This window comes from Janthinobacterium sp. TND4EL3 (assembly GCF_900156175.1).
Taxonomy (GTDB): domain Bacteria; phylum Pseudomonadota; class Gammaproteobacteria; order Burkholderiales; family Burkholderiaceae_D; genus Janthinobacterium.
This window is the reverse complement of sequence record NZ_FTMV01000013.1, coordinates 169,284-193,230: the sequence shown is the minus strand read 5'-3', so window position 1 is coordinate 193,230 and position 23,947 is coordinate 169,284. Positions and strand designations below refer to the sequence as shown.

The window sequence follows — 23,947 nt, the reverse complement described above, 5'->3', positions numbered from 1 at the left end:
GCAACTGGGTGCCGGCGCGGTAGTAAAATTACACCATCAACTTAGCAGACGGTATGCATCCAGCCATGCGTATCCGGAGCCGTGCCATGCTGCAAGCCCAGCAGCGCTTCGCGCAGGGCCAGGGTGACGGCGCCGTTTTCATTGTTGTTGATGGTCATTTCAAAGCCGTTGGCCTTGGCCACGCCGACCGGCGTGATGACGGCGGCCGTGCCGCAGGCGAACACTTCCGTCATGCGGCCCGAGGCGATGTCGTCGCGCCATTGCTGGACTGACAATTTACGCTCTTCCGTCGCATAACCGAGGTCTTTCGCCATTTCCAGCAGGCTGCGGCGGGTGATGCCTGGCAGCAAAGTGCCCGTCAGTTCCGGCGTCACCACGGTGACCTTTTCGCCATCCTTGTAGACGAAGAACAGGTTCATGCCGCCCATCTCTTCGATGTATTCGCGGTGCACGGCGTCGAGCCAGACGACCTGGTCGCAGCCCTTCTCTTGCGCTTGCGACTGGGCCATCAGGCTGGCCGCGTAGTTGCCCGCGCACTTGGCCTCGCCTGTGCCGCCCGGTGCGGCGCGCACGAAGTCTTCGCTGATCCACACGGTGACGGGTTTCACGCCTTTCGGGAAGTAGGCGCCGGCCGGCGAGGCGAACAGCACGAACAGGTATTCCTCCGAGGGGCGCACGCCCAGGTAAGGGTCGGTGGCGATCATCAGCGGACGCATGTACAGGCTCTCGCCCGTGTTCTTCGGTACCCAGTTGCGGTCTTGCGCGATCAGCGCATCGCCCGCTTCCAGGAACAGCTCGACGGGAATGGCCGGCATGGCCAGGCGCGCGGCGCTGCGGTTGAAGCGCTCGGCATTTTGTTCTGGACGGAACGTCTTGATGCTGCCATCGGGCTGGGCAAACGCCTTATAACCTTCGAAGATGGCCTGGCCATAGTGCAGCGACGAGGCGGACGGGTCCAGCATCAGCGGGCCGTAAGCCTTCAGTTCGCCCTGCTGCCACTTGCCGTCACGGTAAGGAATCACCACCATGTGGTCGGTGAAGATGCGGCCGAAGGCCGGATTGGCCATGCGCGCGGCGCGTTCGGCATCGGACAGGGGGTGGGCGGATGGGGTGACGACAAGATTCGGTGTGGAAGTGGTCATGGCAGCAATGGGAACTAGTGAACAGTATCCCTATTGTAGCGCCTAATCAGGCAAACGAGGATGGCCGGGACTGCGCCCCGCCCCGTGTCAATCCGGGCGCAAAAAAAGCGCCGTCCACCTTGCGGTGGAAACGGCGCTTTTGCATTACAGCAAAATCACTGCATCAGAACTTCATGTTGGCCGTCAGGGTGGCAGAGCGGCCCGGCGCCACGCCGGCATAGTGCGGCGAAGAAACCTTGTCGAAGTACAGCTTGTTCGTCAGGTTCTGGATGTTCAGCTGCAGGGTCACGTTGCGGCTGACCACATAGCTGGCCATGGCGTCGAAGCGCGTATAGGCCGGCGCATATTTGTTGTTGGCCACGTTCGCATAGACCTTGTCGACGTAGTTCACGCCGCCACCCACGGTGATGGCGGGCGTGAGCAGGTAGGACGTCCACAGCGAGGCGCTGTTCTTCGGCGTGGTGGGGAACTGGTTGCCGTTGTACGGCGACGGCGCGTATTGCGTCACGCCATTGATGACGCCATTCGTCACGTAGCCATTGTTTTCCAGGATGGCGTTCAAGTGCGTGTAGCCGCCGAAGACCGACCATTCCTTCGTGATATTGCCGCTCACGCCCAGTTCGATGCCCTTGACTTGCTTGTCGCCCACGTTTTGCGTGCTGCCATCGGGCGCCGTCACGCGCGCATTGCTCATGTCGCTCTGGAAATAGGCACCGCTCACGGACAAACGGCCGCCCGGCAGCACTTCCCATTTCGTGCCCAGCTCGAAGCTCTTGCTCTCTTGCGGTTTCAGGTTCTGGATGGCCACCGACAGGCCGTCGATGCCGTCGCCGCCGTCATTGCCCGGTGGCGTGGACGACGTGCCGTAGGACACATACACGCTGCTGTTGCTCGATGGCTTGTACACCAGGCCCGCCTGGTAGCTGGCGAACGTGGCATGCACATTGGCGCTGACGGCGGCCGTGGTCTTGCCGTCGAGCGTGTATTGCGGCGTGTTCAGCGCGCTCTTGTAGTCATCCCAGCGGATGCCCACGTTCAGCAGCCATTGCGGCGTAAACTCGATGGTGTCGAAACCGTACACGGAACGCGTGTTGGTAACGATATTCGTGCGGGCCGGCGATACCGAGCGCGTGTAGACCCACGGATCGTTGGCGTTCGGATTGAGCAACGGTGCGCAGTTGTACAGGGTGGCCGCGCCAGAGGTCGGGCAGCTGGAGCCGACTTTTTCCAGCGGATTGTTCGCCCCCGGGCTGAACAGGTAGGAGCTGCGGTCCGTTTCTTCGCGGCTCAATTCCATGCCCAGCGTGTACGTGTGCTTGACGCCGCCGGCTAGCCATTCGCCGCCCAGGCTGGTGGCGTTGGCCAGCGCGTCCGTATCGGTCGTGCGCGTGTTGGCGCGGCGCCAGACGGTGCCGTACAGCATGGTGTTGCCCTTGGAATCGTCGGGCTGGGTCCACACGTAGTCGTTGCTGGTCTTGCCGTAGCGCGTCACGTTGCGCAAGACCAACTTGTTGCCGAAATCGTGGCGCACGTCGATGGTGCCGATATCGCTCTGCGTGTCGCGGAAGTCGCGGTTCACGAGGCCGTAAAAGGTGTCGCGCGGCACGTTGACGGGCGTGCCGTTGCCGTTTTTCGCCACATTCGCGCCCGACGAGAACGGGTTGTTGAACGGCAAGCCGGTATCGGGCAATTCGCTCGACTGCATGTGGTAGTAGCTGAGGGTCGCCTGCGTGGCCGATTTCAGGCCAAACGTGACGGAGGGCGCGATGCCCCAGCGGTCGCCGTTGATGTAGTCGCGGCCGGCCACGTGGGCGTCATGCGCCATCACGTTGACGCGCACGGCCACGTCGTCGCTGACGACGCGGTTGGCATCGAGGGTGGCGCGGCGGTACTTGGCGCTGCCCAGGCCGACCGTGGCATTCGTGAAATCGTCGACTTTCGGCGTCTTGCTGATCAGGTTGACGCCGCCGCCTGCGGACGAGCGTCCGCCGTAGGCCGAATTCGGACCCTTGACGACTTCGATTTGTTCCAGCGCAAAGATTTCACGCGATTGCGAACCCGTGTCGCGGATACCGTCGATATAGGTATCCGTCTGCGCGTTGTAGCCGCGGATAAACAAGTTGTCGCCCACGGGGTTGCCGCCTTCGCCGGCGCCGATGGTAATGCCCGGCACGGTGCGCAGCGCATCCGTCAGCGAGACAGCGCCCGTTTGCGAAATGATTTCGGCGGGAATCACCGTCACGGACTTCGGCGTGTCGAGCAGCGGCGCCGTCAGCTTGTCGTTCGCCGATTTGACGGGCGCCTGGATCAGGCGCTCAGCCGTGCCGATGACTTTCACTTCCTGCAACTGCTGCGGCTTGTCCACCGTTTGCGCGTGCAAGGCCAGCGGCATGGCGAGGGTGGCAAAGGCGGCCAGGGCCGTGCCATGCATGCGCGGCGCGGCGGCTTGCTGGTGCTTGCGGCTGCGGATGGCAGCGGCTGGCTTGGCGGCGCCTGCGGTGTGTTTCAATGTCATCGTTTTCTTTCAATCTATCAAGTGGGCTGAATATAGCTGGCGAATGCGCCGTAGCGCCTGGCTGGCCATGCTTGCTTGGGTACTACAAAACTGCCACAGCACCGTCATGCGCGGGCGCCCGGGGCGAGCCGGGTGGGGGCGCAATATTGTCATTGCTGTGGGAAGTGTCCTGCGCTGGCGCGACAGCCAGCCGTGCTGGCTCGCGCACGGGCCGCTGACAGCGTCGATGGTGGACACGGGAAACGCACAGCTGCCCGACTTGCTTGCCACGTGGGTCAGGCAGTCTCAGCAGTGCACATTCAGGAATTCAGGATGAGTTCATAAGTACGAATGAGAATGATTTTTATTTTTACATAATTTCACTGTGATGTAAATTATCAATGTCAGCATTTTTCGATTTCGTGGCTATTTTGGCTTGCCCCAAGGCTTGGCCATTAGTTGCGAATGATTCTCGTTTGCGATACTATATCAGCCTTCCTTCTTCCCGCCATGCCTGACGCTCCGCATGGCGGCGCTATCGAAAGCCGCCATGACGACCTCCGCCCTTCCATCCCCCCTGCCGCGCGCCAGCACCGACGATGCACCGGAAACCGGCCAGCGGCGCCAGCATGCCGCCGCGCCGCAACAACGGCGCTGGCGCTGGAACTGGAAGCAGGTCTGGTTTCAATTGCACTGGTTCATCGGCATCACGGCCGGCACGGTACTCGTGCTCATCGGCCTGAGCGGCGCCACCCTCGCCTTCAAGGATGAACTACTCGATGCCATGAACCCCGGCGTGCGCCATGTGCCCGTGGAAACGCGCGCGCCGCTGACTCCGGCCCAGCTCGCCAGCATTGCCGGGGCAGTACATGGCCAGCGCGTGGCCTCGATCACCGTGCATGCCGAAGCGGGCAGCGCGCCACGCCTGTTCTTCGCGCCGAAGAACGGCCAGCGGCGCGGCGAGTCCGTTTATCTGCACCCGTACACGGGCGCGACCCAGCCGGCGCTGGCGGGCGCCGCATTTTTCGACTGGACGGAATCGCTGCACCGCTGGCTGCTGCTGCCCCGCGATCCGGGCCGGCAAGTGGCGGGCGCGCTGGCCCTGTGCCTGCTGGGGCTTGCGCTGTCTGGCCTGTACCTGCGCTGGCCCCGCCGTCCGCTGGACTGGCGCACGTGGCTGACCTTCGATCCCGCATTGAAAGGCCGCTCCTTTTTGTGGAACCTGCACGCCGTGGCCGGTACCTGGTGCCTGGTGGTCTACGTGGCGCTGACCCTCACGGGCATTTATTGGAGCTATGACGTGGTGCGCGACAATATCGACGCCTGGGCCGGCAAGCCGCCCCGAACGGCACAGGCGCCCAAGCGTGCGGGCAACGAGAAAAAGGATGCACCCGCCGCCGACATCGGGCTGGCCTGGAACAGTTTCCAGCAGCACGCCGCCGGCTGGACCCTGGCCACGGTGCGCCTGCCCGTGCGACCCGGTGAAGCCGTGCAATTCACGTGGCTGGCCGGCGATGCGCCGCACGAGCGGGCGCGCAGCCGCATGAGCATTGCGCCAGCCGACGGCACGGTCACGGAAAACGAACCGTACAGCCAGCAGGCGCTGGGCTCGCGCCTCGTCAACATCATTTATCCGCTGCACATGGGCACGTATTTCGGCTTGCCCGGCCGCATCATCGTCACCGTGGCCAGCCTGGGCCTGCCCCTGTTCGCCATCACGGGCTGGATGCTGTACCTGGGCCGCCGCAAGGCAAAACGGGCCGTGCAGGCGCAGCGCGCGCTGCTCGCTGGCATGCCGGGCAAGACGGACACGCACTTGCCGACCCTGGTGGCCTACGCCAGCCAGTCGGGACAGGCCGAGCGCCTGGCCCTGGAAAGCGCGCGCGCCCTGCAACAGGCGGGCGTGGCCGTCGACGTGCAGTCGCTGGAGCAGTTTGATCCAGCGCAATTACGCCAGTACGAGCGGGCACTGATCGTCGCCAGCACCTTTGGCGAAGGCGAGGCGCCGGACGGCACGCGCCGCTTCGCGCGCCTGTTGCAGCAAACGGCGGGCACGCCGCTGGCCGGCCTCGAAGTGGGCATGCTGGCCCTGGGCGACCGCCATTACAGCGCCTTCTGCTGCTTTGGCCACGCGCTGGAGCGGCAGTTGCGCGCGCTGGGCGCCACGCCTTTATTCCCGCTGATCGAAGTGGACAGGCACGACCCCGCCGCCCTGGCCGCCTGGTCGCAGGCGCTGGCCCGCTGCAGCGGCAGCGCCATCGACGCCATCGGCGTGCAGGAAGACGCGTCCTATGACGCGTGGCGCCTGGTGCGCCGCACGCTGCTCAACCCGGGCAGCCAGGGCGGCGAACTGCATGAAATCGTCCTCAGCGGTCCGGCGGATGCCAGCTGGCAAGCTGGCGCGCTGGCGGAAATCATTCCATGCAACGGCGATGGCAGCGAGGGCGACGGGAGCAATGCCCGGCACGCGCCGCGCAGCTATTCGATCGCGTCGCTGCCCTCCGATGGCGAACTGCAATTGCTGGTGCGCCAGGAACGCCATGCGGGCGATGCAAACGAGGGCTACGGCATCTGTTCCGGCTGGCTCACGCGCTACGCGCCACCAGGCAGCCCCATCCGCCTGCGCCTGCAAGCCAATCCCGCGTTCGCACCCGCCCTGGTCGACGTGCCCTGCATCTACATCGGCAACGGTTCCGGCCTGGCCGGCCTGCGCGCCCACCTGCGCGCGCGCCAGCGGGCGGGACTGGCGCGCAACTGGCTGCTGTTCGGCGAGCGCCAGCAAGCTTTTGACAGTGTCTGCGGCGCAGAGTTGCAAGGCTGGCTGGACGCCGGCCACCTGGCGCGCCTGGACCGCGTGTTCTCGCGCGATGGCAACGCTGGCGGCCAGCGCGAATACGTGCAGGACCGCCTGCGCGCCAACGCGAATGAACTGCGCGACTGGCTGGCGCAAGGGGCCATCGTCTACGTGTGCGGCAGCCTGCACGGCATGGCGGCAGGAATCGATGCTGTGCTGCAAGAAGTACTGGGCCAGGACGGACTCGACGCCCTGCTCGCGGCCGGGCGTTACCGCCGCGATGTGTATTGACGCAAGCCAGACACCCGTGCCACGGCCTGCTTGTGTGGGCCGCCGCACGGTCGGCGCCAGCCATCGGGCTACAGTAGGGGCATGGCGGCAAGACCGCCTGCCCACTCACTGTCTGCGAGGTCTCCCATGAAAAACCCCTGGATGAGCATGTACCTGAGCGCCGCCAACCGCATCGCCAACACGGCACGCGGCCATGCGACGGCCGCCGTCAAGCGCGAGGCGGCGAAAAATACGCGGCAATTGACGCAAGTGTGGTTCGATTCCTTCCTGCCCGCCGCCGGCAAGCCCCGGCGCAGCCGCAAGGCCAAATAGCGAGCAGCACGGCCGGCAACTGGTGCAGTGCATCACAGCAACTAGTTGAAGTTTCAATCAGATGAACTAAACTGCAAGCATGGTAGTACGTATGAGAGTGACCGGCAGGCGCCGCATCCCCGCGCCGCCGCCGGCGCACCGGGAGACGACCATGTTGACGCTCAAAGTGCTGCTCTGTCTGGCCTTGTCGGCGCTGATGCTCGTGCCCCTCGTGCTGAGGGATACGATGCAGACGTCGGCCGGGCAGCAGTTGCAGGTACCGAATGTGGATGCGCAGGGCATGTGGGCCCACTGGCCCAAGCAATAATACGCGCGGCTGAGAAAACGTCGCTGGCTGCGTTGCTTTGACTTGCCGTACTAGCGTACTGTCTGCGTCAAAGACGCCTTGCCAGCGGTGTTTTTCAGCGGCGCTCGCTAGTGGTGTTCACCTTTAAAAACCGCTTTGTTGCGGGTGGGAAATTGTTCTCTACGCCGGCGGCTTTCCTGTTCCCCTCTTCGCCATACTTTTGATCCAGATCATGGATTTCGACCTGCGCTGCGTCCACACTGGAACAGCCCGCTTCGCTTCGGGACGGGTTTAACGGGGAGGTCAGGTATGGGCGTATCGTATTGGAAAGATGAGATGGCGCTGGGCGTGCCCGCCATCGACGAGGCGCATGAGGCGCTGTTTCTGGAACTGGCGCGGCTGGGAAAATTGAGCGACCAGCATTTCAGTGCTGCATTCCGCGACCTGATCGCGGCTGTCGAGCGCGATTTCCGCGAGGAAGAGGATTTGATGGAGGAAATCGGCTTTCCTTCGCTGGCGAATCACCGCGAGCAGCATGCGCGCGTGCTCAGCGGCTTGCACCATGCCTGGGCCGCCGTCGATGAAGGCGACCTGGAACAGGGGCGCCATGCGCTGTCGCTGTTGCCGCAATGGCTGATCTTTCACCAGGCCACGATGGACCTGGCCCTGGCGGCGGCGCTGGAACTGGTGCAGCGCCAGCCCGACTAGCGCTACAGCAGCAGCACCGTCGCCTGCTGGGGCAAGACCACGCGGTAGTGTCCCGGGTATTTATCTTCACCGTCGAAAATCTTGCAAAACACGGGCTGGTTGATGTCGTTGACGGCCGGCTCGTTCATGGGCAGGGTGGCGATCAGCTGCTCGCCTTCGACCAGCTGCAGCGCGCTGCCCCGCTCGGCCGCGCAAAAGGCCAGCGCCTGCACTTCATTGGCGAACGGCCGCTTGTACCACGGCGTGATGGCCCGCACGGCCCGCCTGGCGTCGTGCAAGACCTGGCCGATGCGCGTGACATTCCACGCGTCGCGCGCGACGGCGGGCTGGATGACGATGTTCGCCGTCAACTCGCCCTTGCCCTTGTTCACGAAAAAGCTGCCATCCTGGGCGGCGATATCATCGCTGAGGGGCACGACAAACACGCCGCCCTCCGAGACCTTGACAGGCAGCGGCGCGCCCGTGCCCTGCAAGGCCACGCGCACGTCGTCGATGGTAGCGCTCAGCTTGGCTGGAATCAGCCGCAAGGCCATCACTACGTTGCCGCTTGACACTTGCCACACCTTCCTTGCCGTCAGATAGCTTTCCCGGTATGCCATGAAGCGCACGCGCGGCGCCTTCTGCTCGCTGCTGGCCGTGATCGTCACCGTCTGCGGCGCAGCCTCCGCCGCGGACGCCGTGGCGGCGGCCGGCGGCGGCTCAGGCGCGGGAGCGGGCGGAGTGCTGGCGCCGTGCAGCGGCACGGGAACGGCCGGCGTCGGCGCGTGTTCCTGGGCCTGGGCCAGCGACACGACACACAACCATCCTGCACAGGCTATCCAAGTACGCATGCATTTCTTTCAATTAGGAAAATTTTTCAGCATCCGCATTATCGCAGAAGCTCCGCCTATGCGCCGCCGTCTGGCCGGCATGCACTCTTCTGGTGCGCACGCTTGCTTATTTGTCACATCCACCTTATATTGATAATGATTCTTATTCACAATATGGTGAAAGGAATGCCGCGCATTGTCTTTTCCACGCCCATCCGCGCCGGGCCTCACCGTGGAACTGCTATCCGAGCCAGACCCCGGGCCAGCCTCACGCCATCCCCCCAGCTACTGCGCCACTTGCCAGACGAGATAGGAAAACGACGACTAAAAATACTCCAGGAATATGATGCAATCAACTATAGAACTTCGCCCCGCCCCCCATCCCGCCTTGCACCCCCTGCCGCAGCGCTTGCGCCTCGCCCTGTTCAGCCTGGCCGCCGCCATGGTCTTGCCGGCACAGGCGGCCGATGCCCTACCCGGCGACACGCCCGTCACCATGCCCGCCGTCACCGTGCTGGGCCAGTCGACGGCCGGCACGGAAGGCACGCAGTCGTACACGGCCGGCGAAGCGCGCAGCGCCACGCGCATGGAACTGACCTTGCGCGAAACGCCGCAATCGGTCAGCGTCATCACGCGCCAGCTGCTCGACGACCTGGGCGCCGTGCGCCTGGACCAGGCACTGGCGCAAACGACCGGCATCCAGGTGGGCCAGAACGACACGGAGCGCACGCGGTTCTATGCGCGCGGCTTCGGCATCAACAATATCCAGATCGACGGCATGGCGCGCGGCGGCAATGCCCCGCTGCAAGACACGATATTGTACGACCGCATCGAGGTCGTGCGCGGCGCCACGGGCTTGATGGGCGGCAAGGGCGACCCGTCGGCCACCATCAACATGGTACGCAAGCGGCCCACGAAAGAATTCCAGGCCAGCGCCGGTCTCATCATGGGCCGCTGGGATGACCAGCGCTTCGAAGCCGATCTGTCCACGCCGCTGAACGCGGACGCCAGCGTGCGCGCGCGCACGGCCCTGGCGTGGCAAAAACGCGATTCCTACCTGGACATGTATCACGAGCGCAAGACAGTGGGCATGCTCATCGTCGAGGCGGACGTGCGTCCCGGCAGCCTGCTGACGGCCGGCGTCGACTTCCAGGACAACCAGCCGACGGGCGCCACCTGGGGCGCCGTGCCCTACTGGAATGCGGATGGCAGCCTGGCGAACTTGCCGCGCAACACCAGCCTCACGACGCCATGGAGCACCTGGGCCAACAAGCAGCACACCATCTTCACGTCGCTGGACCAGCGCCTGCCCGGCAACTGGAATCTGCACCTGGGCTATGCGCGCACGGAAAGCACGAACCGCACCACCGTCGCCTACGCGGGCGGCGGCAAGCCCGATCCGGCCACGGGCGAAGGCATGTTCCTGTGGACGGGCGCCTATGGACCGGGCAAGACCACGGGCGACAATTTCGACGTCTACGCCAGCGGCCCATTCACCTTGCTGGGGCGCAAGCACACTGCCATCATCGGCTGGAACGGCGACAACCAGCGCGCCCGCTCGCTGGGCGGCGAAGCGGAAATCAACTACCCGGACTTCGTCCCCGACTACCGCAACTGGACGGGCAACATTCCCCGCCCCGTGTTCCACCCGGACGGCTCGCACACGGAAACCGTCACGCGCCTGGCGGGCGGCTATGTGGCCACGCGATTGAGCCTGGCCGACCCGCTGCACCTGATCATCGGCGCGCGCAGCAGCACTTACCGCTCGGATACGCGCAGCTACAACACGCAAGGCGTGTACACGGGCAGCGGCGACTTCGTGGAAACGCGCAATGAAGTCACGCCCTATGTGGGCGCCGTGTTCGACGTCAACAAGCAGTATTCGGCCTACGCCAGCTTCACGCAGCTGTTCAACCCGCAATCGAGCAAGGACCGCAACAACCGGTTCCTGGCGCCGGAAACGGGCGACAACGCGGAACTGGGCGTCAAGGGCGAATTTTATGAAGGCAAGCTGAACGCGTCTGCCGCCCTGTTCCACACGAAGAAAAAGAACATGGCAGAGCTGGACCGCAGCGTGCCGCCCGGCTTTTTGCTGCCCGACGGCGGCCAGGCCATGGTGGCCAATGGCACGGGCGTGACAGCCAAGGGCGTGGAATTCGACGTTTCCGGCCAGTTGACTCCCGCCTGGGAAGCGAGCGGCGGCTATACCTATCTGCACGCGGCCGAGGCCGATGGCCGCCGCGCCGCCACCACGCAGCCGCGCCATTTGCTGCGCCTGGCCACCAGCTACCGCTTCGACGGCCGCCTGGCCGGCCTGAAGGCGGGTGCCAGCATGACGGCGCAAAGCGCCACCTACAGCGCATCGTGGTACGGCCGCCCGCCATCGGGCGAGATCACGAATATCCCGCAGGCCGGCTACGCGCTGGTCAACGCCATGGCCAGCTATGCGCTCAGCGGCCACGCCAGCGTGCAGCTGAACGTGAATAACTTGCTCGATAAAAAGTACTACCGCAACGTGGGCTTCTTCGACGGCGTGTTCTGGGGCGAACCGCGCAATATCAGCCTGGCCGTGCGCACGGCGTTCTAAGCGCGGCCATCACGCCGGCGCGCTGCGCCAGTGCGCGGGCGCCGGCAGGAAAAATCCGTCGAGCAGGGGGCCGCCCACGGGCGCCAGCACGGCGGCGGTCACTTGTGCAAACGCCTGCTGGCCGGCCGGCAAGTCGCCCGCGACCAGGCGCAGCGCGCCGTCGAGCTGCCCGGCGATGGCGGGATCGAACGCCTGCAGGCGGCGGAACAGGTGCTTGCCGCCGCCGCTCCACTGCCCCGCCGCGCGCAGGCGCAGGTCGGACAGCGCTTGGTACAGCTGGCAGGCGACGGCCAGCGCTTCGCCCGGGTGCGTGCTGTCGACCAGGTCTTCCAGCGCGGTGGTGACGGCGTAGCGGCGGCGCCGCAGGTTCTCCGCGTCGAGCACGGGCGGCCCGGCCACGTCGATGGCTTGCGCCAGCGCAAGCAGCTGCGCGTACTGCGCAGCGGGTGCGACGATGTTTTCCCCTTCCACCACCATCCTCGCCAGCGGCACCGTGCCGCCCGGCGCATCCATTTCCTTGCAGAAATACGTGAACGTGGCCAGGTCGTGCGCGAACAGTTCCACCGTGCGCCCCTCGGCCACGAGGGTGTCGCGCCAGGCGCAATCGACGTGCTCGAACAGCAGCAGCAAGTCGATATCGGAAGTGGGCGTTTGCCGGCCCGTGGCGAACGAGCCGCCGATGATGGCCGCCACGGCCGTGGGGTAGCGCTGCTGCACCAGCCGCGCGGCAATGGCGCGGATGGCGTCGTAGGTGGGGATCGTCGTCAAAGCCGGTGCTCCATGTCGATAAAACACTATCCTACACGCAATACGCAGGCCGCCGCCAGCCTGCTACACTGGCGCTCTCCGACCAAGGAAGCAACATGGAATACGACTGCATCGTGGTGCCCTCGCCCGTGGGCGAACTGACCCTGGTGGCGCGCGGCGCGGCACTGGCGGCCATCCTGTGGGAAAACGACAAGCCCAACCGCGTGCGCCTGGGCGCCATGCGCGCCGATGGCGCCAGCGCCGTGCTGCAGCAGACGGCGCGCCAGCTGGGCGAGTATTTCGCCGGCACGCGCCAGCATTTTGACGTGCCGCTCGATTTTGCCGGCACGCCCTTCCAGCAGGAAGTGTGGCGCGCGCTGCTGACGATACCGTATGGCCAGACGCGCAGCTATGGCGAGATCGCGCGGCAGATCGGCCGCCCCGCCGCCGTGCGGGCCGTGGGCGCCGCCAATGGCAGGAATCCCATTTCCATCATCGCCCCCTGCCACCGCGTCATCGGCGCCACGGGCGAGCTGACGGGCTTTGCGGGCGGCCTGCATGCCAAGGAAACCCTGCTGGCGCTGGAAGGCATCGCCCTGTCGAGCGACCGTGAAGCGCTGAAGACGGGCCATGCGCGCCGCCGCGCCATGCACGTTGATGCGGCGCAAGGCTGTTTATTTTAGTCGGCAACATCGCTCCCGTGTGGGATACTCACGTCCCCGCTCAAGCCGACCCATCCTATGCCCTACCTTGTCATCCTGTTCTTTGTCGTCCTGTATTTGCTGGCCACGTTTTTCTTCCACATCCCCGCCCTGGTCGCCCTTGCGTATGGCGTGCTGAGCCTGGGCTGTTTCGTTGCCTATGCGATCGACAAGTCGGCCGCAAGACAAGGGCGCTGGCGCACCTCGGAGCGCACCTTGCTGCTGCTGGGATTGCTATGCGGCTGGCCGGGCGCCGTGCTGGCGCAGCAATGGCTGCGCCACAAGTCGAGCAAGCGCTCGTTCCGCATCGTGTTCTGGCTCACGGTCGCCCTCAATATCGGCGCTTTCGTGTACTTCAGCATGCATTACGCGGCGCCCGATATCGGCACCGAGGTGGCGCCCATCGAGTTATAAGGTCACTCGCCCAGCAGGCGCAGCGATTCCAGCCAGTCCGCCTTCCACTCGCGCAGCAAAGGCTGCGTGGCGAACGCCTTCTTCAGGTGCGCCATCGGCACGCGGTGCACGTCGTGCAAGCCGAACGCCAGGGTGACGGGATGCCACACATGGCTGTTCTTGCCGCCGCGCGAATTCTTGCGCACGCGCGCGCCATCGTCGCCAAAGATGCCCACGCCGCCGGCCATGCCTTTGTCCAGGTCGACCTTGCCCACGCCGGCAAAGGCAATCAGTATCTGCTCGCGCCCCAGGCCCTTCAGGGCGCTGGGCAAGACCACGGGCGCCCTGTCCGCTGCCGCTTCGGCCGGCTGCGGATGCTGGAGTTCCTTGAGCAAACGCAACAGGTCGCGCTCCTGGAAGTGCAGGCCGTCCAGCGGTGCGCGCAGGCCCGGCGCCTTGAGTTCGATGGCAATATTGCTGGAGTCGCGCGTAAAACGCAGCCACACGTCGCCGGCGCCCGAGGCCAGGTGCTGCTTGTCCTCGATGAACACGACGGGCGCGGCATAGCGCGTCACGCCGTCATGGAACAGTTCGGCCCACGCCTCGCTGTAATCGAGCCACACGTACGGCAAGCCGCCCTGCTCCAGCAAACGCGCCAGGGTCCACGGCGTGCCCGTCTGTTGCGCCAGCCAGGCGCAGGCGTCAAGGGCGGTGGCACGGTACGGCAGGGATAGGGAAGTCATGGCGGTTCCGTCGGTCAAAGGGGAGCGCAGTGTAGCAGACGCCGCCGTCCGCCCCTGCGGCGGGCGCAGCGGGCGCGCGCTTTTTGCGCGATGTGCTAGGCTGGAAGCATCCGTCCGCGCCAAGGCCGCTCCGGCCGCATGGCGCACCACCGCGAGGGGAATATCATGCATTCGAGCACCAACGCCGCCACCACGCCCGCCCCGCCTCCGGAGCGCGATTCGCCCACGCCGGCCGGCGAAAGCCACGCCGAGGAAGCGCTCGATGAAGCGCTGAAGGAGAGCTTTCCGGCCAGCGACCCGATTGCTGTTGCCGTACCAAACCCTCCACCCAAGACGCCGGCCTGAGTCCCCTGCCTGTCTTGCGGCACGAGGCCGGACACTGAGGTCACGCCAGCAATTTGAATACGCGCACGTCCTGCATCATGCTGTCCGCCTGCTCCTGCATGCTGGCCGCTGCCGCTGCTGCCTGCTCGACCAGGGCGGCGTTCTGCTGGGTCACCGCATCCATCTGGCTGATGGCCTGATTCACCTGTTTGATGCCATCGTTCTGCTCGTTGCTGGCGACGGCGATTTCTCCCATGATGCCCGCCACTTGCTGGACCGAGGACACGATTTGCTTCATCGTGCCGCCCGCTTCATCGACCAGGTTGCTGCCAAGCTCGACTTTTTCGACCGATTCCGCTATCAGCTGCTTGATCTCTTTGGCGGCACTGGCGGAACGTTGCGCCAGGGCGCGCACTTCCGATGCGACGACAGCAAAACCACGCCCCAGTTCACCGGCGCGCGCCGCTTCCACCGCCGCGTTCAGGGCCAGGATATTCGTCTGAAACGCGATGCCATCGATCACGGAAATGATCTCGACGATACGGTTCGAGCTGTCCTTGATCGATACCATGGTCGCGACGACACGCTCGACCACCTGCCCGCCCTGCACCGCAACCGCTGACGCCGACAAAACCAGTTGATTGGCTTGCTGGGCGCTTTCGGCATTCTGCTGCACCGTGCTGGTCAATTGCTGCATCGCCGACGACGTTTGCTCCAGTGCACCGGCCTGAGCCTCCGTTCTGGCCGAGAGGTCCAGATTGCCAGCAGCAATTTCCTGCGAGGCGGTCGAAATGGTTTCCGTACCGCCACGCACACGGCCCACCGTATGACGCAGGCTCTCCGTCATGCTTTTCAAAGCACGCATCAGTTCGCCCGGCTCGTCGCGATAGTCGGTCGCGATATGGCTGCGCAGGTCACCGGAAGCGACAATGCGGGCAACATGCACGGCGTCCCGCAGTGGCTTGGTAATACTCTTGCTGATGAGCACAGCCACCACGATCGCCGTCCCCAGCGAGAGCAGCAGTATCGCCAGCAGCAGGCTGCTCGCCACCGTGATGCGCGCGCCCGACTCCGCCTCTATTGCCGACGCGCGTTGGGTGGTCAACTCGACCAGTTGCTTGATGGCCTGCAGGTGCCGGGCGTAACTCGTCGTCATTTTTTTCATGGCAACGGCGGCGCCAGCCTTGTCCTGCGCCTCGATTGCGGGAATGAATTGTTGCAGTGCAACCGTGTAGAAGTCCAGCGCCGGCGCATGCGCCTTGTCCAGCAGCAGCACGGCGATATCGGCATCCAGTGTCTCCCCTTTCCAGAATGCATGGCGTTCATCGTAATCATGCTTGAGCGTCTTGAATTGGGCGATCAACTGCGCCTGTTCGGCACGCTCCTCGGTCGCCAGCAGCTGAAAACTGACCAGGTACGATTCCAGTATGTACTCCGGCGGTGGCAACACGTCCGCAATCAGATCCTTGCTTTGCACAATTTTCTGATAGACAGGGCCGTTCACTTTCCATTCTTGCAGAGTCTTGAACGACCATAGGCCATAGAGGATGAAACCGACTGAAAAGATCACAATCAGCACAGCCAGGCGGTGCGTTAGTTTGAGTCCTCTTAGCATGCTCATGATGTTTTCCTTAAATTAACTATGCTCGCGTCTGGTTCAGCGACCGGGGCGGCACTGCTCGCGCACGGATGGCAGGCGCTCGGCCGACGCCGCGACAACTTACTAAAAATTCATTCTATTTTTATGACAGGCAACTTATTTTACAGTGAAGCCTGACAATTTAGTGCGAATTTAATTAAAATTCACAAATAAGTAAATAAAAAACACAAAGAACATAAATTTAGGTAAAGAGCCGTGACATCGGCATGAAAACACATTCTGGCGCTTCCCTCCCCTGCGCGCGGCTGCCGCGAACGGCAGGGGTGGGCGTTGGAGATGCAGGGACCGGGCGGCGGGAATGCGGCGGGGAGCCGTGACGTTCTGGCGCGACGGTGACGCGTTCTGTATTGGCCGCACAACGCCTTTCGCCGCGCCTCACAGCCTGCTGATTGCGGTGCTTGCTTTCGGGAAATGCGGAAACCATAGAAAAGCCCCGCCGGGCAGCGATGGCAAAACCATCGCGCCGGGCGGGGCCAGTCAAGCCGGCACGCGCTTACTTGGGCGTGTCGCGGTACTGCTCGGGCGTCGTGTCGCCATCGGCGACTTCATACCACATCGCATTGAGCACGGCGAAGGTCGCCGCCAGCGGAAGACCCAGTATCCAGGCGAAATACCACATAATTATTTCCTTTATTCAATTCCAGCTTGATCGTTTTTACGATCAAACTAACGACACCTAACAAAAACGTCGCGGGCGGCAGCGATGTGTGGCCGAGAAGCGCAACCGTACTCCAGTACGGTGAGCATCGCCGGCCGCAAAGGGCGACGCGCAGCAGGTTGAGTCAGGTGTTCTCAATAAGCGTGACCGGTGTCGTCTTCGATGGCTTTGCCGTCAACCTTACCCCACAGCACTTTATACACCCACGTCGTGTAGGCCACGATGAGGGGAATGAAGACGGCCGTGACAACGAGCATGATGAACAGGGTCATGTGGCTGGACGAGGAATCCCACACGGTCAGGCTGGCGCGCGGGTCGATCGACGACGGCAAAATGAACGGGAACATGGCCGCGCCCACGCTGAGGATGATGCCGGCGATGGCCGCCGCACTGGCCAGCAAGGCCGGCACTTCGCGGCGCGCGCGCAGCAAGCCGAAGGCCAGCAAGGGGCCAAGCAGGCCGACCGCAGGAGCGATCCAGGTCCACGGGTGGGCCGCGAAGTTGAGGAACCAGGCGCCCACGTGCACTTGCGCCGTTTTCAGCATCGGGTTCGACGGACCGTCGGCGACGACGGCGCTGGTGACGCGGTAGCCATCGACCCACAGCCACAGGGCCACGCCGGCGGCCGCATACAGCACGACAGTCGCAATCGCCGCCACGCTGCCGTAGCGGCGCGAACGTTCCGCCACGGCACCGTCCGTTTTCAGCTGCAGCCAGGTGGCGCCGTGCATCACCAGCATGGCCACCGAAACGAGGCCGCACAGCAAGGCGAACGGGTTGAGCAGCGCAAAGAAGCTGCCGTCATAGAAGATGTGCATGTCCGGCGAAAAACGGAACGGCACGCCCTGCAGCACGTTGCCGATGGCCACGCCGCAGATCAGGGCCGGCACGAAGCCGCCCACGAACAGGGCCGCGTCCCAGCGGGCGCGCCAGCGCGGGTCTTCGCGCTTGCTGCGGAACTTGAACGCCACGGGACGCACGATCAGCGCCACGAGGATGACGAACATGGCCAGGTAAAAGCCCGAGAACGAGACGGCGTACAGCTGCGGCCAGGCGGCAAAGATGGCGCCGCCGCCGAGGATCAGCCACACCTGGTTGCCTTCCCACACGGGACCGATACTGTTGATGACGACGCGGCGCTCCAGGTCCGTCTTGCCGACGAAGGGCAGCAAAATACCGGTGCCCAGGTCGAAGCCGTCCGTGATGGCAAAGCCCACCAGCAATATGCCGATCAGCAGCCACCAGATCAGGCGCAGTGTTTCATACGAAATCATTTCATGCAAAATCATGGTCTGGCCCTCCTTAGGCGCGTTGAGTATGAATGGCTGCGGCCGCTGGCACGGGGGCCGGCGCCGTCTCGTCCGGCCCCTTGCGGATGGCCTTGAGCATGAGCTTCATTTCGATAATCAACAGCACGGTGTAGATGGCGGCAAAGCCGGCGATGGTAATGAGCAAGGTCGTCGCACCGAGGTTCGAGACGGCCACGGCAGTCGGCAGCACGCCTTCGATGACCCATGGCTGGCGGCCCACTTCGGCCACGATCCAGCCCGCCTCGATGGCCACCCACGGCAGCGGGATGGCGAACACGGCCAGTTTCAGCAGCCAGCGGTGCTTGTCCAGCGTGCGGCGCGTCGACAGGATGAAGAAGGTACCGGTCAACAAGATAAAGAACATGCCCAGGCCGACCATCACGCGGAAGGACCAGAACAGGGGCCCGACGGGCGGCACGGTGTCGAGCGCGGCCTTGCGGATCTGCTCGGGCGTGGCCTGGCGCGGATCGTCGACATAGCGTTTCAATAACAAGGCATAGCCCAGGGACTGGCCTTTCGACTCGAACACGTCCTTCGCGTCCTGCGGCACGGGGCTGCCCGGCGTCACGCTGCGGATGGTCTGCAGCGCGTCATAGGCCTTGATGCCGTCCTGTATCAGCAGCTCGCCGCGGTCGACCAGCTGCTCGATGCCGGGAATTTCCGTCGTCAGCGAACGCGTGCCGATCAGGCCCATCACCATCGGGATGTGCACGGCGTAATGCGTCTCGCGCGCTTTCGCGTCGGGGAAGCCGAAGGCCGTGAAGGCGGCGGGCGCCGGCTCCGTGGTCCACATGGCCTCGATGGCGGCCAGCTTCATTTTTTGATGTTCGGACGACAGGTAGCCGCTTTCATCGCCCAGCACCACCACCGACAGGGTGGCGGCCAGGCCGAACGAGGCGGCCACCGTCATCGAGCGCTTGGCCAGCTGCACGTGGCGGCCCTTGAGCAGATACCAGGCGGAAATGCCCAGCACGAAGATGGCCGCCGCCGTATAGCCGGCCGACACCGTGTGCACGAATTTCGCCTGTGCAACAGGATTCGTCAGCACGGCGCCGAAATCCGTCACTTCCATGCGCATGGTCTGCGGATTGAAGGCCGCGCCGACGGGATTTTGCATCCAGCCGTTGGCGATCAGAATCCACAGGGCCGAGAAGTTCGAGCCGATGGCCACCAGCCAGGTCGTGACCAGGTGGCCGCGCTTCGACAGCTTGTCCCAGCCGAAGAAGAACAGGCCGACGAAGGTCGCTTCCAGGAAGAAGGCCATCAAGCCCTCGATGGCCAGCGGCGCGCCGAAGATGTCGCCCACATAATGGCTGTAGTAGCTCCAGTTCATGCCGAACTGGAATTCCATGACGATGCCCGTCGCCACGCCCATGGCGAAGTTGATGCCGAACAAGACACCCCAGAACTTGGTCATGTCGCGCCAGATGGTGCGACCCGTCATCACGTACACGGTTTCCATGATGGCGAGGATCACTGACAGGCCTAGCGTCAGCGGAACGAATATAAAGTGGTACAGAGCTGTCAGCGCAAACTGCAGTCTGGATAAAGCGACAATATCGAAGTCCATATGATTTCCTTGGTGTTTCCCTGCTGTAATTGTAAACTTGGTATCTATCTGATGTAGTTCGATTGGTTCCGCCGCCCTCAGGCTGGCGTGCGGCACCGCCTGTGTCTCCCGTCTTTCCCTTATTCCTTAATCTGCGCGCAAGCCGGCCAGCGCCGCCTCGAACGCCGCCGTGCCGCGCCGCACATCCTCGACGATGCGGCCGTCGCGGATGCGCAGCAGGCGGTCCGCCAGCGCCGCTTCGCGCCGCAAGTGGCTTGCGATCAGCAAGGTGCGCCCCGCGCTGCGCGCACGCAGGCGCTGCAGCACGTCGCTTGCCGTCTGCGCATTGAGCGCTTCCGTCGCTTCGTCCAGCAGCCACAACGTCGATTCGTGCAGGAACAGGCGCGCCAGCGCCAAGCGCCGTGCCTGGCCGCCGGACAGGCCCAGGCCGCCCTCGCCCAGCATGGTGTCCAGGCCATCCGCGAAGGCCCGCACTTCCTCGTCCAGGCCGGCCGCGTGCAAGGCTTGCCACAGCTGCGCGTCGCTGGCGGACGGGTCGGCCAGGCGCAGGTTGTCGCGCAGGCTGTCCTGGAACAGTTCCGTCTTCTGCGTCAGCAGGCAGGCGCGCGGTGCGCTGACGCAGCCCGACAGCGGCGCCAGCTCGCGCGCGGCGATGGCCAGCAGGGTGGACTTGCCCGCGCCGCTGGGACCGATCACGGCCACGCGCTCGCCCTGCCCGATATGCAGCGATATGTCATGCAAAATTGCAACATTGCTGCCCGCATGCGCGGCGCTGACGCGTTCCAGGCGCAGGCCAGCCGTGCTGTCAGCGGGCGGCGCGGCGGCTTCGCGTGCATCAAGGCGCGGCGCCAGGCGGCGCATGGCCAGCAGCATGCGTCCCGCTTCCAGCGCGCCGCGGCGCAGCCCCGCGAACGGCTCCACGGCCGTCAGGGCGACCAGCAGGGCCAAGGCCGCCGCAGGCATGCTCAGCGCCTGCTGCTGCGCCAGCGCCGCCACGGCCAGCAACACGCCGGCCAAGGTCGCGCTGCCGGCCACGCCATACGCGGCGCCGGCCGCCGTGTCCAGGCGCTGCAGGGCCAAATCGGCTTGCGCCAGCGAGCGGTCAATCTGCGCCAGCGCGTCGCACTGGGCGTCGATGCGGCCCGCCATCACCAGATCCGTCTGTCCGGCCACCAGGTCGATGGCGCCGGAACGCAATTTTTCGATGGCGCGCGAGCGCACGATGGCGGGCCGGCGCGCGCGGCGGGCCACCACCCAGCTGATGCCGCCGCCGGCGGCCAGCAGCCACAGCGCCAGGCCCAGGCCCAGCTGCCACTGCATGACGCCCAGCGCCACGCCGGCCAGCAAGGCCGCGCACAGGGCCGAAAAGGCCGGCACCAGCAGGCGCAAATACAGCGCTTCGAGGGCCTCGATGTCGGCCGTCAGGCGGAACAGCAGCCTGGCGGGCTGGCGCAGCAGGCGGCCCGCCGCCTCGGGGCGCGACCAGCCGCGGAACAGCTGCACGCGGATGGCCGCCAGCGCGGCAAACGTGGCGTCGTGCGTGACGAGGCGCTCCGCATAGCGCGAACCCGTGCGACCGATGGCCAGCAGGCGGATGCCGGCCGACGGGCCGAAGACGTCGAAGACGATGGCGGTGGACGCGTGCAGGCCGGCAATCGAAGTGGCGGTAATAAACCAGCCGGACAAGCCCAGCAGGGCCATGCCGGCCACCACCGTCAGGGCCGCCAGCACGGCGCCGGCGATCAGCTTGCCTGGCTGGGCCAGCAGCAGCTGGCGCAGGACGGGGTTCAGCATGAGGGAAGTTTTCATGCCGGCTGTTCCTGCTCCAGTGCCTGCGCCGGCGCATCGACGTGCACCGTGCGCTGCAGGCGGCCCGCCAGCACGGGATCGTGCGTGGCGACGAGCATGGTCTTGCCTTGCGCCAGTGCCAGCAGGGCGTCCGTGACGCGCGCCGCCGTTTCGCTGTCCAGGTGGGCCGTCGGTTCATCGACGAGCAGCAGGTCCGCATGCGGATGCAGGGCCACGCGGGCCAGCGCCAGGCGCACGGCTTCGCCGCCCGACAGGCCCTGGCCGCCATCGCTGAGCATGACGGCCGGCTGCGCCTGGGCCACGCCGGCCAGGTCGGCCAGGTGCAGCACCTGCGTCACCTGCGCGGGGCTGCCGCCGGCGCCGCTGCGGCCCAGCGTGACGTTCTGGCTGACGGAAGCGGCAAACACGTGCGGGCGCTGGCCCATCCAGGCCATGCGCTGGCGCAAGGTATTGACGGTACTGTCGGTCAGGCGCACGCCGCCGATGCGGATCTCGCCGCCGCTGGCGGGCAGCAGGCCGGCCAGCAGGGACAGCAAGGTGGTCTTGCCGGCGCCGCTGGCGCCCAGCAGGGCCACGTGCTCGCCGGCGCCCACGGTCAAGTCACAACCGTCGAACACGGGCGCTTCGCCAGGGTGGGCAAAGCACAGTTGATGGATGTCAATCGCGGGCGGCGGCGCCACCGCCATGGCGGCGGCGGAAACGGCAGCCGTTGCCACGCCGGCGCCGGGCAAGGCCACGCCGCCTTCGGCCAGGTCGCTCAATCCGGCCAGGCCCGCTTCGCCGGCCGCCTTGTCATGCCAGACGGCGGCCAGTTCGCGCAGCGGTTCGAAGAAGGCCGGTGCCAGCAGCAGGATGAACATGCCCTGCCCCAGCGTCAGTTCACGGCCCCAGGTGCCGAAATTGATGCTGCCCAGCAAGGAAAAACCGATAAACGCGGCTACCATGGCGACACCCAGCGCAGAAAACAGTTCCAGCACGGCCGACGACAAAAAGGCGATGCGCAGCACCACCATCGTGCGCCGGCGCACGGATTGCGACGAGCCGTCCAGCCGCTCGGCGGTAGCGTCCACGGCGCCCAGCGCGCGCAAGGTGGCCAGGCCGCGCAAACGGTCCAGCAGAAAGGCGTTCATGCTGCCCATTTCCACCATCTGCGCGCGGCTTGCCGCCTGCGCGCCCATGCCCACGAGGGCCATGAAGACGGGGATCAGGGGCGCGGCGATGAGCAGGATCAGCGCGGCGATCCACGACAGCGGCGCCACGACGGCGAGAATCACGAGCGGCACGGTCATCACCTTCCAGCGCGCCGGCCTGTAGCGCACCAGATACGGCACGATGGCTTCGGCCTGCTCGGCGATGACGCTGGCCGCCTGTCCCGACTGCGCGCGCTGGCGGTCCAGCGGCGAACGGCGCGCCAGCGCCTGCGCCACCTGCGCGCGCAAGGTGGACAGGTGCTCGCGCGCCGCCGCGTACATGCGCCGCGCGCCCCACGCCTCGGCCCAGGCGCGCAGCACGCCCAGCAGCAGCACGCCGGACGCTGGCAACAGGGCCGCGCGCCATGGTGCGCCATCGAGCATGGCTTGCAGGGCCCAGGCCAGCAACGCCGCCTGGGGCAGCCATAACAGGGCCGCACCGCCTTGCACGAGGCTGGCGGCGCGGGGCAGGACAAAGCGGGGCAAGGACAAAGGCGAGGTCGGCATCTTATACTTCTTGAGTTTTCAGAATTTTCTGTAAATTCGATTTTTTGTATAATACTGCGAAACATGACATATATCAATTGACCCTGGCAGTCTGGCGTGAAAAAATTCAGATAATTATGAAAACTCAAAATATCCAAATGACGCCGCTGATCCTCACCTTCGTCAGCCATTTCGGCGAGATGGGCAGCCGCTGGGGCTTTAACCGCACGGTAGGGCAAGTGTACGCCTTGTTGTTTGTCGCGGAGCATCCCTTGCACGCGGATGAAATTGCGGAGCACCTGAGTTTTTCGCGCTCGAACGTCAGCATCGGCCTGAAGGAATTACAGGGCTGGGGCCTGATCCGCCAGTCGCGCATTCCCGGCGACCGGCGCGAATATTTTTCCTCGCTGGGCGACGTGTGGCAAATCTTCCGCGTCGTGGCCGCCGAGCGCCGCCGCCGCGAAGTGGCGCCCACCTTGACCGTGCTGCGCGAATCGCTGCTGGCGCCGGCCACGGAACCCGTGGATCAGTACGCGCAGGAGCGCATGCGCGAAATGTATGAACTGGTCGACCTGGCCAACACCTGGTTCGACGACTTGCAGCGCCTGTCGCCCGAATCGATGGCGCAACTGATGAAAATGGGCGCCAAGGTGCAAAAACTGCTCAACGCCAAGGATCGCCTGTTTGGCGTCAGCAACAACAGCGACTGAAGCGCGCCCTCCCCCTGCCCAAGGCGCCGCTAGCACAAGCGGCACGCCTTGTCACGCCATTTCCTGCCCGCCTGCCGGCGGTCGCTGGCACAGCCAGACATAGCCGTATGCGATATTGTCAAGCGAACCAATAGTATTATTTAAATTGTATTAATTTACATCAAGAGTAAGCTTTCATTTGCGTACTCTCTACGCACAGGAAATAGCTAAAAAGATAGGTAAA

General features: G+C 64.9%; 20 protein-coding genes. 9 read left to right on the top strand and 11 right to left on the bottom strand.

The window, feature by feature from the left end:
* Nucleotides 1-41 precede the first annotated feature (41 nt).
* Together BXA07_RS20115 and BXA07_RS20110 are read right to left on the bottom strand one after the other, a co-directional pair.
* Complete coding sequence (locus BXA07_RS20115; protein ID WP_076570224.1) at nucleotides 42-1,142, bottom strand: branched-chain amino acid aminotransferase; 1,101 nt, start codon at nucleotides 1,140-1,142, stop codon at nucleotides 42-44.
* Between the two features lie 163 nt (nucleotides 1,143-1,305).
* On the bottom strand, nucleotides 1,306-3,657 hold the full coding sequence (locus BXA07_RS20110) for a TonB-dependent receptor (RefSeq protein ID WP_076570223.1): 2,352 nt from the start codon (nucleotides 3,655-3,657) through the stop codon (nucleotides 1,306-1,308).
* Between the two features lie 529 nt (nucleotides 3,658-4,186).
* On the opposite strand from BXA07_RS20110, the gene BXA07_RS20105 reads away from it, so the two are divergent.
* The 4 genes from BXA07_RS20105 (at nucleotide 4,187) to BXA07_RS20095 (ending at nucleotide 8,027) form a co-directional block, all read left to right on the top strand.
* Entirely contained in the window at nucleotides 4,187-6,721 is a 2,535-nt protein-coding gene (locus BXA07_RS20105) for a PepSY domain-containing protein (RefSeq protein ID WP_083708423.1), read from the top strand.
* Nucleotides 6,722-6,847: 126 nt separating this feature from the next.
* Nucleotides 6,848-7,033 (top strand): hypothetical protein, encoded by a 186-nt coding sequence (locus tag BXA07_RS30310; RefSeq protein WP_070222074.1) that lies wholly within the window; start codon nucleotides 6,848-6,850, stop codon nucleotides 7,031-7,033.
* Between the two features lie 151 nt (nucleotides 7,034-7,184).
* Nucleotides 7,185-7,340, top strand: a complete 156-nt coding sequence (locus BXA07_RS30860; protein WP_170909697.1) for a hypothetical protein — start codon at nucleotides 7,185-7,187, stop codon at nucleotides 7,338-7,340.
* A 288-nt stretch (nucleotides 7,341-7,628) separates the two neighbouring features.
* A complete protein-coding gene (locus BXA07_RS20095) occupies nucleotides 7,629-8,027 on the top strand; it encodes a bacteriohemerythrin (RefSeq protein ID WP_076570220.1) in 399 nt (132 codons plus the stop codon).
* Nucleotides 8,028-8,029: 2 nt separating this feature from the next.
* Here the strand turns inward: BXA07_RS20095 and BXA07_RS20090 are convergent, their stop codons facing one another.
* A complete protein-coding gene (locus BXA07_RS20090; protein ID WP_139335667.1) occupies nucleotides 8,030-8,857 on the bottom strand; it encodes a hypothetical protein in 828 nt (275 codons plus the stop codon).
* Between the two features lie 325 nt (nucleotides 8,858-9,182).
* Here BXA07_RS20090 and BXA07_RS20085 point away from each other — a divergent pair, with 325 nt between their 5' ends.
* Nucleotides 9,183-11,423 (top strand): TonB-dependent siderophore receptor, encoded by a 2,241-nt coding sequence (locus BXA07_RS20085; RefSeq protein ID WP_076570304.1) that lies wholly within the window; start codon nucleotides 9,183-9,185, stop codon nucleotides 11,421-11,423.
* Between the two features lie 9 nt (nucleotides 11,424-11,432).
* On the opposite strand, the gene BXA07_RS20080 is transcribed toward BXA07_RS20085, so the two are convergent.
* On the bottom strand, nucleotides 11,433-12,191 hold the full coding sequence (locus tag BXA07_RS20080; protein ID WP_076570217.1) for a nucleotidyltransferase domain-containing protein: 759 nt from the start codon (nucleotides 12,189-12,191) through the stop codon (nucleotides 11,433-11,435).
* A gap of 95 nt (nucleotides 12,192-12,286) precedes the next feature.
* Here BXA07_RS20080 and BXA07_RS20075 point away from each other — a divergent pair, with 95 nt between their 5' ends.
* Together BXA07_RS20075 and BXA07_RS20070 are read left to right on the top strand one after the other, a co-directional pair.
* Entirely contained in the window at nucleotides 12,287-12,853 is a 567-nt protein-coding gene (locus tag BXA07_RS20075; RefSeq protein WP_076570215.1) for a methylated-DNA--[protein]-cysteine S-methyltransferase, read from the top strand.
* 57 nt (nucleotides 12,854-12,910) lie between these two features.
* On the top strand, nucleotides 12,911-13,285 hold the full coding sequence (locus tag BXA07_RS20070) for a DUF1294 domain-containing protein (RefSeq protein ID WP_076570214.1): 375 nt from the start codon (nucleotides 12,911-12,913) through the stop codon (nucleotides 13,283-13,285).
* Nucleotides 13,286-13,287: 2 nt separating this feature from the next.
* Here the strand turns inward: BXA07_RS20070 and BXA07_RS20065 are convergent, their stop codons facing one another.
* Nucleotides 13,288-14,007, bottom strand: a complete 720-nt coding sequence (locus BXA07_RS20065; protein ID WP_076570212.1) for a hypothetical protein — start codon at nucleotides 14,005-14,007, stop codon at nucleotides 13,288-13,290.
* A 165-nt stretch (nucleotides 14,008-14,172) separates the two neighbouring features.
* Here BXA07_RS20065 and BXA07_RS20060 point away from each other — a divergent pair, with 165 nt between their 5' ends.
* Complete coding sequence (locus BXA07_RS20060; protein WP_076570302.1) at nucleotides 14,173-14,352, top strand: hypothetical protein; 180 nt, start codon at nucleotides 14,173-14,175, stop codon at nucleotides 14,350-14,352.
* A 40-nt stretch (nucleotides 14,353-14,392) separates the two neighbouring features.
* Here BXA07_RS20060 and BXA07_RS20055 read toward each other — a convergent pair whose 3' ends face one another.
* The 6 genes from BXA07_RS20055 to cydD form a co-directional block, all read right to left on the bottom strand.
* The gene (locus BXA07_RS20055) at nucleotides 14,393-15,952 is read right to left on the bottom strand and encodes a methyl-accepting chemotaxis protein (RefSeq protein ID WP_244556345.1); all 1,560 of its coding nucleotides are present in this window, start codon (nucleotides 15,950-15,952) and stop codon (nucleotides 14,393-14,395) included.
* 532 nt (nucleotides 15,953-16,484) lie between these two features.
* A complete protein-coding gene (cydX, locus tag BXA07_RS20050) occupies nucleotides 16,485-16,610 on the bottom strand; it encodes a cytochrome bd-I oxidase subunit CydX (protein WP_076570210.1) in 126 nt (41 codons plus the stop codon).
* Between the two features lie 173 nt (nucleotides 16,611-16,783).
* Complete coding sequence (cydB, locus tag BXA07_RS20045) at nucleotides 16,784-17,938, bottom strand: cytochrome d ubiquinol oxidase subunit II (protein ID WP_076570208.1); 1,155 nt, start codon at nucleotides 17,936-17,938, stop codon at nucleotides 16,784-16,786.
* A 13-nt stretch (nucleotides 17,939-17,951) separates the two neighbouring features.
* On the bottom strand, nucleotides 17,952-19,529 hold the full coding sequence (locus BXA07_RS20040) for a cytochrome ubiquinol oxidase subunit I (protein ID WP_076570206.1): 1,578 nt from the start codon (nucleotides 19,527-19,529) through the stop codon (nucleotides 17,952-17,954).
* 126 nt (nucleotides 19,530-19,655) lie between these two features.
* Nucleotides 19,656-21,338: an amino acid ABC transporter ATP-binding/permease protein gene (locus BXA07_RS20035; protein ID WP_076570203.1), complete on the bottom strand. Its 1,683-nt coding sequence runs from the start codon at nucleotides 21,336-21,338 to the stop codon at nucleotides 19,656-19,658.
* Nucleotides 21,335-23,035 (bottom strand): thiol reductant ABC exporter subunit CydD, encoded by a 1,701-nt coding sequence (gene cydD, locus BXA07_RS20030; RefSeq protein WP_076570200.1) that lies wholly within the window; start codon nucleotides 23,033-23,035, stop codon nucleotides 21,335-21,337. Before cydD ends, BXA07_RS20035 begins: the two co-directional genes overlap by 4 nt.
* Before the next feature lie 137 nt (nucleotides 23,036-23,172).
* Between cydD and BXA07_RS20025 the strand changes: the two genes are divergently transcribed.
* The gene (locus BXA07_RS20025; RefSeq protein WP_170909696.1) at nucleotides 23,173-23,724 is read left to right on the top strand and encodes a GbsR/MarR family transcriptional regulator; all 552 of its coding nucleotides are present in this window, start codon (nucleotides 23,173-23,175) and stop codon (nucleotides 23,722-23,724) included.
* Nucleotides 23,725-23,947: the final 223 nt, after the last annotated feature.